This window comes from Candidatus Hartigia pinicola, assembly GCA_020541205.1.
Taxonomy (GTDB): Bacteria; Pseudomonadota; Gammaproteobacteria; order Enterobacterales; family Enterobacteriaceae; genus Hartigia; species Hartigia pinicola.
Window position 1 is genome coordinate 615,311 of sequence record CP048208.1, and the last position, 13,081, is coordinate 628,391.

Annotated in this window: 8 protein-coding genes; 1 reads left to right on the forward strand and 7 read right to left on the reverse strand. The window is 29.4% G+C overall.

What is annotated here, in order from left to right:
* Positions 1-739 precede the first annotated feature (739 nt).
* The 3 genes from glyS to gndA all read right to left on the reverse strand — a co-directional run bounded on the left by glyS (position 740) and on the right by gndA (position 7,341).
* Entirely contained in the window at positions 740-2,812 is a 2,073-nt protein-coding gene (gene glyS, locus GFV14_RS01270; RefSeq protein ID WP_457914667.1) for a glycine--tRNA ligase subunit beta, read from the reverse strand.
* Positions 2,809-3,732, reverse strand: coding sequence for a glycine--tRNA ligase subunit alpha (glyQ, locus tag GFV14_RS01275; RefSeq protein ID WP_457914534.1), 924 nt, complete (start codon positions 3,730-3,732; stop codon positions 2,809-2,811). The genes glyS and glyQ overlap by 4 nt, the downstream gene beginning before the upstream one ends.
* A 2,202-nt stretch (positions 3,733-5,934) precedes the next feature.
* The gene (gndA, locus tag GFV14_RS01280) at positions 5,935-7,341 is read right to left on the reverse strand and encodes an NADP-dependent phosphogluconate dehydrogenase (protein ID WP_457914535.1); all 1,407 of its coding nucleotides are present in this window, start codon (positions 7,339-7,341) and stop codon (positions 5,935-5,937) included.
* Between the two features lie 246 nt (positions 7,342-7,587).
* Here gndA and GFV14_RS01285 point away from each other — a divergent pair, with 246 nt between their 5' ends.
* Positions 7,588-9,156, forward strand: a complete 1,569-nt coding sequence (locus GFV14_RS01285) for a TerC family protein (protein ID WP_457914536.1) — start codon at positions 7,588-7,590, stop codon at positions 9,154-9,156.
* A gap of 243 nt (positions 9,157-9,399) precedes the next feature.
* Here GFV14_RS01285 and GFV14_RS01290 read toward each other — a convergent pair whose 3' ends face one another.
* The 4 genes from GFV14_RS01290 to udk all read right to left on the reverse strand — a co-directional run bounded on the left by GFV14_RS01290 (position 9,400) and on the right by udk (position 12,610).
* Entirely contained in the window at positions 9,400-9,630 is a 231-nt protein-coding gene (locus GFV14_RS01290) for a hypothetical protein (RefSeq protein WP_457914537.1), read from the reverse strand.
* Between the two features lie 1,246 nt (positions 9,631-10,876).
* The gene (locus GFV14_RS01295) at positions 10,877-11,029 is read right to left on the reverse strand and encodes a hypothetical protein (protein WP_457914538.1); all 153 of its coding nucleotides are present in this window, start codon (positions 11,027-11,029) and stop codon (positions 10,877-10,879) included.
* 296 nt (positions 11,030-11,325) lie between these two features.
* Positions 11,326-11,907: a dCTP deaminase gene (gene dcd / locus GFV14_RS01300; RefSeq protein WP_457914539.1), complete on the reverse strand. Its 582-nt coding sequence runs from the start codon at positions 11,905-11,907 to the stop codon at positions 11,326-11,328.
* 58 nt (positions 11,908-11,965) lie between these two features.
* Entirely contained in the window at positions 11,966-12,610 is a 645-nt protein-coding gene (udk, locus tag GFV14_RS01305; protein WP_457914540.1) for a uridine kinase, read from the reverse strand.
* Between the last annotated feature and the right edge of the window lie 471 nt (positions 12,611-13,081).

Here is a 13,081-nt window from a genome sequence, read left to right on the forward strand (position 1 = left end):
AAGCTATTTATATATTTAGATAAATTTTTCTGAATTAGGTGTTTATTTATACTTGAAGATTGAAAGTTAAATACTTTAACAATTATTTTTTTTGAAAATATCATGAATAATAAGCTGTAGAGTAAATAAAAAGTGAATAGTGATCTAAATCATTTGATATTATAAAATAACAAGATTCTATTTTGTTGGAAACGTTCATGATAAAAATAAACTCTTTACATAAAAATTGATATCATGAATATCTTTTTAATTAATATCTCTTTATTATAAATTTTTAAATATAGACAATTAAACATGAGGTTGTCGATTAATGTCTCAAGTATCATGTGAATAATTAATACAATACTTATTGTTAATAGTAAGCTCTAATAAAAAACTTAAATAAAGTTAATAGTCAGATTTAATTAAAAATAATATTTGAATATCTTGAACCTAAAAATATTTATAATGCTTATCAAAAATTATTCAATTCTTAGTAAGAAAATCTTTAATATTACTCCGATAAAAATAAATCACATTATAACATGTGAATGTTTGAGTAATGGTAAAGAACGATGCTGCTAGATATGTATAATTAATGTAAAATATTGTAGGAAAATTATTTATACTTTCTATGAAGTACTTATAAATTAATTGTGTTACTAATTCAATTTTTTCTAAAAAATAGCAAGAAATACATTTTTACTGATTTTTTATTAGTGTATTTTGTACTGAATAAAAATAGTTTAGTACTTTTAATTTATTGCAATAAAGAGAGATCTGCAATTTTCAAGAATAATTCACGTAGTTGATTAAGAAGAGTTAAACGATTAATGCGCACTGTTTGATTTTGATCCATAACTATAATGTTAATGAAAAACGCATCAAGTACTTCATGTAGCGAAGCGAGCTCAATTAAAGCATCTTGATATTTACCTTCTGAAAACATTGGCTGAAGTTTTTCTTGTAATGTAAAGAGATGTGTAGCCAGTATAATTTCTTCTGGTACTTTTAAAGCAGACACCAATACTTTATTTTTCAATGTTTCATGTGATTTTTTCAAAATATTTGAAACGCGCTTATTTGCAGTAGATAATGCTTCTGCGTTTTTCAAAGTACGAAAATGAGTTAATGCCTTAATGCGTGCATCACAATCAGTCGGCGAAGTTGGTCGACATGCTAATACTGCTTGAATAGTGTCTGTACTATAACCTATTTCTTGATACCACGAACGAAAACGACTTAACATAAAGTCAACAACATTATTTACAATATTCTTCTTAGTTAGCTTGTAATCATAGAGACGTACTGCTTCTTCTGTTATTTCTATCAGATTAAGCTGATAGTGATGCTGAATAATAATACGCAAAACACCTAATGCGATACGACGTAATGCAAATGGGTCTTTATTTCCTGTAGGATACTGTCCAATACCAAACATACCTACTAAAGTATCCATTTTTTCAGCTAAAGCAAGTGCAGCAGAAACCTTTGTTGAAGGCAAATCATCCCCAGAAAAACGCGGTTGATATTGTTCTTTTAGTGCTAACGCAACATCTTCTGATTCATTATCATGACGAGCATAATACATGCCCATCACGCCTTGCGTGTCAGGAAATTCGAATACCATATTGCTTACTAAATCACATTTTGCTAGTAGACCTGCACGTTTTGCATAGATGACATTGGCTCCAATTTTACTCGCAAACCAGCCTGATAATGCTTCTAAACGATCAGTTTTATCACGTAGAGTACCTAATTTTTGTTGGAATAGAACAGTTTCTAGACGTGGTAAGTTATCTTCTAATTTTTGTTTACAATCAGTCTTAAAGAAGAATTCTGCATCGGAAAAACGAGAACGAATAACTTTTTCATTACCAGTAATAATCTGTTGTGGATCTGAAGACTCAGTGTTTGCTACAAAGATGAAATCTGACATTAAATTATTAGATTTATCATAAACAGGAAAATATTTTTGATCTTTTTTCATAGTATATACTAGTGCTTCAGCAGGCACTGCTAAGAATTTTTTTTCAAATTTAGCACTGAGAACAACTGGCCATTCAACTAATGAAGTCACTTCTTCAAGTAATGTATTGGTTATATCTGCTTTACCACCTAAAGAAAGTGCCGATTTTTCTATTTCTTTTTTAATAATTGCTTTACGTTCTTCATAATTTGCAATTACTTTCCCGCGCTTATAGAGAATAGTAGGATACTGATCGGCATTCTCAAGTATGAATTCAGGTTCACCCATAAAGCGATGCCCACGAATAGTGCGTCCACTCTTCATCCCTAAAACAGTACCTTCAATAACATTTTTGTCTAGTAATAATATTATTGTATGCACAGGTCGTACAAAGTAAATATTTTTATCACCCCATCGCATTAATTTAGGAATCGGTAACTTCACTAGTGAACGTCTTACCATCTCAAGTAGGAGTTCACTAACAGCTCGTCCTTTAATTTTTTCGTGATGACACAGAAAGCATATACCTTTATCAGTTCTAAAATGTTTGGCTTTATCAATAGTAATACCAACACTACGTGCCCAGCTTACAGCTGCTTTTGTTGGTTGACCATCAGGACCAAAAGCTGCCAAAATAGTAGGACCGAGTTTTTTAATTTCATGATCTGGCTGAAATGTTGATAAATCAGCAACTTTTAAAGCTAAACGGCGAGGAGTTGCAAACCAGCTAATTTCACCATGAGAAATATCTGCGTTATCAAGTTCAGTGGTAAAGTTTTCAGTAAATGATTGAGTTAATATACGAAGAGATTTTGGTGGCAACTCTTCTGTACCTATTTCTACTAGGAAAGTTTGTTGAGTCATAATAGCTTTCTTGAGTTTTTGAAACATAAAGGGAATCCGAGTGCCTTACGAGAAGCATAATAAACTTCAGCAACTTTTTTACTTAGAGTTCGGATACGTAAAATATAACGTTGACGTTCAGTTATAGATATAGCCTTACGAGCATCTAGTAAATTAAAAATATGCCCTGCTTTTAGTATACGTTCATATGCAGGTAGCGGTAGTGGTGTTTCTAATGACAACAAATATCGCGATTCGCTTTCATACTCGTCAAAACACTTGAATAAAAAATTTATATTAGCATATTTAAAGTTGTAAGCAGATTGTTCGATTTCATTTTGAAGGTGAATATCACCATAAGTGATATGGCCAAACAGACTATTACACCAAAGAAGATCATAAACACTATCTACTTTTTGTATATACATTGATAGGCGCTCCAGTCCATATGTAATTTCGCTGGTGACTGGTTTACATTCAAGTCCACCGATTTGTTGGAAATAAGTAAATTGAGTTACTTCCATACCATTTAGCCAAACTTCCCAACCAAGGCCTGAAGCACCTAATGTTGGGTTTTCCCAGTTGTCTTCAACAAATCGGATATCATGAATAGTGAGATTAATTTCTAATTCTTTCAAAGATTTTAAATAGAGTTCTTGAATATTTTCCGGTGAAGGTTTAATAATGACTTGAAATTGGTAGTAATGTTGAAGACGGTTTGGATTTTCACCATAACGACCATCAGTAGGCCTACGACAAGGCTGAAGATAAGCTGCAGCGATAGGTTCAGGCCCTAGTGCACGTAAATGAGTTATATAGTGAGCTGTTCCTGCACCGACTTCCATATCGAGTGGTTGAACAATAGTACAACCTTGGTCCGCCCAATAATTCTGTAGTGTTAAAATCAAACCTTGGAAGGTTTTAATATCAATTTTTTTCATGTTAGATTTATATATGATACATAAAATGTAATGTAATAAAAGTATATTAATAATACTCTTTAATTGTAAGATAGGTATTATCAATTTATATTAATCTATACTATAAATAAAAAAATTTTAATTATTGCTATTTATTAAAATAATTATTTGACATTATATTTAAGCAGATAGTGTAATTTATATCAGAGAGTATACACAAAATTATAAGTGAAATATTTGAACAGACGTCAATAAAAAACGATTTAAAATATGATGTATGTTTAAAATTTAAAGATAGCACTAATTACATTATGATCTACTTACCCTTAGTTGATTTATCAATATTTAAAAATGTATTTTTTCTTATAATTGTAACAGGTAAAATATTTGTTAAATCATCTTGAATTATGTAAGATAATGTATTTTACAGGATGATGCATTAGTTAATTCAAAGATCTCTATAATAATTTAATTCTATTTAAGAAAAAACTAGCTTTAATTAACACAATAAGCATTAACTCTGCTTTCATGAAAAGTCAATGTATGATATGTGATGAGACTGAGACTAAAGTTTATTTCATTATTACTAAGGTATAAATTACTTTAAAATAATGACAATTTCAAAAATGTCTGTGTCTAAATTTACAGTTGAATGAACGATTAATTAATTTTCTAAATAATAGAAAAGTTGTATCAATTTTATATAATGTGAAACTTTAAAATTGTTGGTTAGGAAAACTAAATGAATATTTGAAGTGTATAAGTATAATTATTTTTATGCTTTATATATAATGATTTAAATAATTAATTAACATTTTATTAATCGTTGTTAGATAATAAATTAGAAGTAATGGAGAAAACTTATGACTATCATAAGAATATTATTATTTGATTGCATGTTTACATAGATTAAACATAAAATAAATAACATATTATTATCATATACTAACTTTTTTACAATTATAGCAAGAGAATCATTGTTGCAAAGTATATATTTTATATTTTATTATAAGTTAATTAAAATAATTGAGAATTGTATTAAAATATTATTATTTTAATTTATTTTATTAGAAATAAAACTATAATAATATTAGTTAATAAATATTTTAATATATTACACTACTATTTTTTAGAATATAAAATATATTTTTTAAAAAATAATATATAAGGTATATTTTTGATAAATTATTGCTAATGGGATAGACGAATATATTTTTTATTAATTTTTTTGACAAAATATTATATTATTATGTAATAACTATAGCACAAGATTATCAAGCATCCATCCAATTTAGATGGAGAAGATTTTTAAAAAATAGTGTTGAAGGGTGTAATCAAGTTTAATTAGACGAGCTAAAGAACTTTGTTAAATATGCATAAGGTAAAGTGTTAAGAATACAGATATGGAACATGAAAAAATCATGATAATAAATATAAGGTTTTACAAATAAAATAACATATTGCGTTAAAAATTACAGTTTATCTTTTTCAAAAATAATTATAATATATTATTTTAAAAAATACATTGATTTTTTGAAGATATATAAAATAATTTTTAGGAGTAAAATTTAAGCTAAGAGTCGTTAGTTAATATAAATTGTATCCTCCTGGAGGAGTGTATATTATATTTTATGTTGTTTTTATAGAAAAATGAGATTAATTTTATATTTTGAATGTGCATTTTTAATTATTAGGGTGTTTAACCTATATTAGATTAGCAAGAATATTTCAAACATGAAAATATAGCAGTATGCGAAGACTTATTTTAGTGTTTTAGTACAATATACATTGTATGTTTATGATGCAGGAAATATGCAATATACTAATCAATTAATGATGTTCCATAATTTCTTTCGCTTGAGGTATTGATTAATTTAACAATGAAATAGTAACTTGAGTTAGAGTTTTTATTGGTAGAAAAGGTTTGAACTTATTCTTAGTTTTGTGGAGTATATAATATGTCCTATATAATATAATGCGATGCACTGCAATTAAAGACAAGAAAGCACTAAAGATAATAATCAATGAGGTGATTATCACTTACTATGTTTTAATAAAAATGAAGTGCGTGTTTCATAATATTGCAATATATTTGTATTCCTTTACATCTATTGAGAATGGTTGTGATATAATTATTGAATAATTTTGAATTTAAACTTAATAAGATACAATTAGGAAGCTAAATAATCAGCTTCCTAAAATATAACTTATTGATTTAATATATTATTCTATCCATTCAGTATGGAAGATTCCTTCTTTATCAATACGTTTATAGGTGTGAGCACCAAAGTAGTCACGCTGTGCTTGAATCAAGTTTGCAGGCAATACTGCAGTACGATAACTATCATAATAAGAAATCGCTGCAGAAAATGTTGGTGTTGGAATACCATTTTGTATAGCATAGCAAATAATATCGCGTAGTGCTTGTTGGTACTCAGCAGCAATTTTTTTAAAGTATGGAGCTAGTAGCAAGTTAGCAAGCTTAGTGTTATCATTATAGGAATCAGTAATTTTTTGTAGAAATTGCGCACGAATAATACAACCTTCTCGAAATATTTGTGCAATCTTATTATACTGAAGATCCCATTTATATTTCTCTGAAGCGGCTTTTAATTGTTGAAAGCCTTGTGCGTAAGATATAATTTTGCTTAGGTAAAGTGCTCGACGAATTTTTTCTATAAACTCTTTTTTATTATCTTGAACTATTTTTAAAATTGGACCAGTTAATACTTTAGATGCAGCAATACGTTGATTTTTTAAAAAAGAGATATAACGAGAAAAAACAGATTCAGTGATTAGTGTGACAGGAATCCCTAAGTTTAAAGCGCTTTGGCTAGTCCAATTACCCGTTCCTTTATTTTCTGCTTTATCAAGAATCATATCAATAAGATATTTATTTTCATTATCTTTTTTCTTAAAAATGTTTGCTGTAATTTTAATTAAGTAGCTATTCAGCTCGCCATTATTCCAATCAGAAAAAATGTTAGAAAGTTCTTCATTATTGAGATTAAGAGAACTTTTTAATAATGAATAAGCTTCTGCAATTAATTGCATATCACCGTATTCGATACCATTATGCACCATTTTCACATAATGACCGGCACCATCTGTACCAATATACGTCACACATGGCTCACCTTTAGCTTTGGCAGCAATTTCTTTCAACATTGGAGCTACTAATTCATAAGCTTTTTTTTGCCCTCCAGGCATAATAGACGGTCCTTTTAATGCACCTTCTTCTCCACCAGAAATTCCTGCGCCAATAAAATTTAAACCTTGCTCTGAAAGCTTATGATTACGACGGATAGTATCTGTATATAACGCATTTCCACCATCAATTATAATATCACCTTTATTCAAATATGGAGTTAACGTCGCTATTGTTTTATCTGTAGCTTCACCTGCTTTAATCATTAACAGGATACAACGTGGTTGTTCTAAAGAGTTTATTAAGGTTTCGATTGTATAGTGAGGAATTAATTTTTTTCCTGGATGTTCAGCAATTACTGCATCTGTTTTTTCTGGTGAACGGTTGTATATAAAAACAGAATAACCATGACTTTCAATATTTAGTGCAAGGTTACGTCCCATAACTGCCATACCGATAACACCAATCTGTTGTTTTGACATAAAAACTCCTATCTATTTATGAAAAGTCAGCTGTTAATTTTCTGAAAGTTATTTAAATAAAATTACATGTTAACTCAGGTGTGTATTCCTTGGTAGTCATTATTGTAATCAATAGTACAAACGTAATATAAATCATAGATTATTCTTTTAATACACATTCGCGAATTCTTATTGAAATTTATAAAAATAAACTACATTATTGACTAGGCAGTATATACTGTCATAGCAGAAGGTAAAATAAATTGTATGGAATGGATCATTGATCCTTCGATGTGGGCAGGGCTTGCTACACTTGTTGTTCTAGAAATTGTTCTTGGTATTGATAATCTTGTCTTTATTGCTATTTTGGCAGATAAACTTCCAAAAAAGTTGCGTGATAAAGCTCGTGTTACTGGTCTAATGTTTGCTCTATTTATGCGAATAATATTGCTATTTAGTCTTTCTTGGCTTATGACCCTCACCAAGCCACTGATTACTGTATTTGAGCATCTATTTAGCATTCGAGATCTTATCATATTTATCGGGGGAATATTTCTTTTATTTAAAGCTACAATAGAATTAAATGAACGACTAGAAGGGGGTGATGAGGATAATAGTACTCAACAAAATACATCAAATTTTTGGGCAGTTGTTGCGCAAATTATAGTTCTTGATGCAATATTTTCTCTTGATTCAGTGATTACTGCATTAGGAATGGTTGACCATATTGGCTTAATGGTAGCTGCAGTCACTATTGCCATGTTACTTATGATATGGGGAAGTAAACCACTGACAAGTTTTGTGAATCAGCACCCCACTATTGTTATTTTATGTCTAAGCTTCTTGCTAATGATTGGATTTAGCTTAGTTGCTGAAGGTTTTGGTTACACGATACCAAAAGGTTATTTATATGCAGCCATTGGCTTTTCAATTATCATTGAAGTCTTAAACCAGTTTGCACAATTCAATCGTCGTCAATTTCTTAAAGGAACGCGGCCATTACGTGAACGTACTGCAGAAGTAGTTTTGCGTATTTTAAGTGGCAAGCATGAACGTGCAGAACTAGATGTTCACACATCAAGCTTAATTGCTGATAATCAATCGGTTTTTAATTCGCAAGAAAGACAAATGATTGCTAGAGTATTGGGAATGGCTCAACGTAACGTCGAAAGTATTATGACATCACGTCATGATATAGACTATTTAGATATTAATCAATCAGCAAGTAATTTATTAAAGAAGATGGAGAAAAATCCTCATTCACGATTTGTAGTGATTGATGAAAAAAGCAGTAATGAGCCTATTGGAGTTGTACACATTCTTGAATTAGTTAAACAACAGTTAAATGGTATACCAATAAATTTACGTACACTTATTAGACAGCCGCTAATCTTTCCTGAAGGGCTGTCACTCTTAAAAGCACTTGAGCAATTCCGAAAAGCACATACGCATTTTGCTTTTGTTGTTGATGAATTTGGTTCTGTCGAAGGTATTGTGACATTAACTGATGTCATGGAAACTATTGCAGGTAACTTACCTGTTAGTGAAGAAGAAAATGATTCACGTCACGATATTCATAAGAGAGATAATGGCACTTGGGTCGCTAATGGTTTTATGCCCTTAGAAGATTTAATTTTATTTGTCCCTATGGATCTTGATAACAAACGCGAGTATGAAACCATTGCAGGTCTTTTAATGGAACACCTTCAACGTGTTCCTGAAGTTGGTGAACAAGTCCAAGTTAATGGTTGTATCTTCGAGCCATTGGAAGTCAATAGTCATCGCATTAGTAAAGTGCTCATTATTCCACCAAAAAATTTATATGAAATAGAGTAAGTTCCATGAATATCGTAATATAATGCTTGTATGTATTTTTTCGAAAATTTTTTATTTTGTGTTAAGTAAATTATTTTATTAAAATATAAAAAAGAATTTTTAGATGAATTTGATTTTTTTTGTAAAATTTTAAACAAATTACATAACTATAATATTTTAATTAAAATAATAAACTTTGAATTATGAAATAACACTATAAAACATACACAAATTATTATTAAATAATAAACAATTATATTAGATTTAGTTAAGTATATAAGTTTTGATTATTTTCTTTTTTTTTAATAACTTGCGTAATATTTCTTGAGCTTGAATTTCTAATTCATTATAGAAAATTTTTTGAATATTTAATTGATATTTAAGAGTATTCCAATTACCATAAATATGTAAAGAGATCGTCATAGCTTGCAGTTTGTGAAAAACAATTGAGTCTTTACTAGACCATCCTGTCTTTACTTTCAGATATAAATTCATATTTAACGTTTTCGTACAAATATTACATAAGCCTTGCCCTGTAACAAAAATCAGGTCAGAAGTTGCTTGAATAGATTTAATATTAATTATACCTTTATTTAGCCATCCATTAACAGTTAATAATGGAACTGTAGTATAGTTTTCTGTGTTAAATGGAGAATTAATTTTATTAGTAACATCTGGAATATAAGATTAAATAAGTAATGGAATATTTAAACTTGCTAAATATATATTTTCAGTTTAAAATTAGTAGGACCTTGCTAAAAACTTTTTAATACATGCTGTATCATAACCAGGACCTGATGAAGTAGCCCTCATTGTCAAAATTCCACTGAGTTTTTCAGACATATTATCAGTATTTAATAATTGTGTCAGATTAATATTTTGAATATCAGGTTTCGCTATTACTTGAACAGGAATCTCACTAAAATTTATCGTTAATGGTAATGAGAATTTTCCACCAAAAACTTCTCTTTTGAATTGAGAAATTGTTAATAAAGGAGGTTGATTTTAAGCAAAAATACTTATATTCTAACGGAAACATCTTGATAGATCAGATTATCGATATTTAAATGAATATTTTCTGTCAATAATTTTAGATTAGATAAATTATATTTTTGAACTTTTTTTGCCAACAGTTGCTAGTTTTACTTTAATAGGTGTAGAGTGCACACATTCTTCTTCGGTCATGACTGTTCTTGTTAATTTAGATTCGTACAAAAATTTATTGAGATTAAGTATTTTGAAGGATAATGTAACATTTACAACTAGTATTTTATTAAGTAGTATACTACCGTTTCTAGTAAATTCATCTGCTTAGTATAAATAAACTTACTGCTAAGCATGCTTGATATACCACTTTTAGGCAAATTAACACTTGTTAGCGTGTAATCACACTGAGATATTTTCCTACTAACTGTTGTGATAGATTTGAAAGGTTAATATCTGCTCGTATATTAAAATTAAGCTCTTGTTGATGTTTGGTTAAGTGACTACTCAATTGTACTATAATGTTTTGATTGTTATTTTTTTAATGAAAGTTTCATATTGCGTAGATTGTATGTGTAATATTTAGTTTTCCAAATCACTAAACTATTTAAGACTTCAATTTTATTTATATCTAATAACCATTGATTTTTTATATCATCTGAATGGAATTGATTACCGTGGGCATAATCGATGTATGATAATTCATTTTAAATTTACTTTCTGGTGTATGCCGAATCACTGTATCATCTAAAACAACTTATTCAATAAATAAATGATAGGAAAATAGTGGAAAAAATTTAACGTCAAGTCGTATATTTTTAGCACTTAAAACAGGTTGATTAACATCGGGAGCTGTAATAGAGATAAAGCCAGTGATTATACTTAATATTGGCCAGACGTGCCAATGCATCTCCTCTTTAAATTCCAGATGATTACCGCTCTTTATTTCTACCGTTTCTACAAGATATTATTTAAAGTTGTTAGGATTGATCAGGATCACTAAGGCTGTGAATCCCGCTATGATTATAATTAGCAAAATGATTAGTGTTGTCAGAAATCGTTTCATTTTTCGCTTCTTTAATTATGTACATTATAAACTACACTACAGCTCACAATATACCTCTTTTTGTATTTGTGAGATTATTACTTTTGCAAGTAATGTATTATTACAGATAACGTACGTAATACTTATCGTTCACTAATTTTTTAATCTTCGCTGATAAGGCTACCTACTGCTCCTTGTTGATTTTGATATTTAGCATTTTGTCGATTATTATATGGACGATCTGCACTACCAGATAGTAACTCAAAACTTAACGCACCAATTACCATTCCTGGTCGCAGTGCTAAAGGTAGTTTACCTGAATTATAAAACTCTAACACGAGTTTCCCGCACCAACCGGGATCAATGCGATGTGCTGTGACATGAACCATGAGTCCTAATCTTGCTAATGATGAGCGACCATCTAACCAACCCACGAGATTATCAGGTAAAGTAATAGACTCCAGTGTAACTGCGAGTGCTAATTCTCCTGGGTGAAGAAAAAAAGATTCATCTTTATTGAGAATGATTGCATCACTCATTATTTTCTTTAATGCTGCATTAATTTCATTTTTTTGGCCACTTAAGTCTACAAAAGGAGCTGTGTGTCCATGAAACACTCGAAATTCGTTTCCTAAACGCAGATCTACTGTGGCTCCATTAATTTGCTGAACTGGTGGCCGCGGATTAATCACTAACTTATCTCGGTCCAGCCATTGAATAATATCGCGGTCACAAAGACGCATACTTATCTCTCTTTTTTTATAAATTTGTTATTTCTATAAAATATAATTTAAATTAGCGTTATTCTTGGCAAAATTCTCTGATTTTTGCTTTTAAAATGTCAATAGCAACACGGTTTTTCCCTCCACGAGGAACAACAATATCAGCGTACTGCTTGGATGGTTCAATAAACTGTAAAAACATTGGACGAACAGTGGCATCATATTGCTCGATAACAGAGCCTAATGTTCTACCTCTTTCATTTACATCACGTTTGATTCTTCGTATCAAACAAATATCAAGTGGCGTGTCGACAAAAATCGAAAAATCCATTGCTTCACGAAGTCTTTTATCTGTTAACAATAAAATACCTTCAATAATAATGACTTTTTTAGGATTAACATGAATAGTCTTTTTTTTTCGAGTGTGAGTGACGTAGTCATACTGAGGAATTTCTACAGGTTCTTTGTTTTTTAATGCTTTCAGATGTTGGTAAAGTAGCCCATGGTCCATGGAATTCGGGTGGTCGTAATTAACTTTTAAACGCTCTGTCATCGGAATATCTATTTGATCTTTGTAATAACAATCTTCTGGTATGATACCGATATTATGATCACCAACTTTTTCTTTTAATTCTTGATATAAAGTGCTTGCGATAAGGCTTTTCCCAGATGCTGAAGCTCCTGATATACCTACAATGGTACAGTTACACGTTATGTTAATCATAAAAACTTCACCTAGTTAAATAAATCTTGATATAAAAGCATATATATTAAATAATTAAAAATGCATATTAGCAATAAAATTTAAGCTTATTACGAAGCTTATAGAGCACTCTTGATCACTACAGTTAAAAATTTTAACTACATGAAAAATCAAAGTATGCTAATATATAGCATAATTTTATGGTGGGAGTAATTATAAAATCTCATAGCAAAAGATTTTAGTTTTAAAAAAATCAGAAAAAATATTAATTATTAAAATTATTAATAAGTAGCATCATAATAAAATATAATAATGCAAATCTTAAATAACTTAATTACTCACTTTTAAAATACTTGATTAGGATTTTTCTGTAATTTAAAAATCATAACATTTTTTTAACAGTGAGGTGTATTAAAATATGGAAGTATTTTTATTAAAGATATATAGAATGCATTATTATGTGATGATATGCACTCTAATCATAATGTTTAT